Source organism: Shigella sp. FC1967, assembly GCF_001743005.1.
Taxonomy (GTDB): Bacteria; Pseudomonadota; Gammaproteobacteria; order Enterobacterales; family Enterobacteriaceae; genus Proteus.
In genome coordinates this window covers 1-297 of the sequence record NZ_MIIZ01000089.1, presented here as the reverse complement: position 1 = coordinate 297, position 297 = coordinate 1, and the positions used below count along the sequence as shown (strand labels likewise).

1 pseudogene is annotated in these 297 nt (G+C 44.4%); it reads left to right on the top strand.

Going from position 1 to position 297, the window contains the following annotated elements:
* Positions 1-297 (top strand): annotated as a pseudogene (locus tag BHE89_RS00720) (RNA-guided endonuclease InsQ/TnpB family protein); the annotation flags it as partial.

The window sequence follows — 297 nt, the reverse complement described above, 5'->3', positions numbered from 1 at the left end:
GAGACACTGAAATCGGCGAATATGATGAAAAACCACTGTCTGGCTCGCGCTATCGGTGATGCAGGCTGGCATGGTTTTATCACAAAGCTGGAATATAAAGCCGCAGAAAAAGGCATCCATCTGGTAAAACTGGATCAATGGTTTGCCAGTTCGAAAACCTGTCATTGCTGCGGTCATAAAATGTCAGAAATGCCACTACATAAGCGTATCTGGCAATGCCCTGAATGTGGAGTTTGAACATGACCGAGATATCAATGCGGCAATCAATATCCGACACAAGGGCATATTGGAATTACA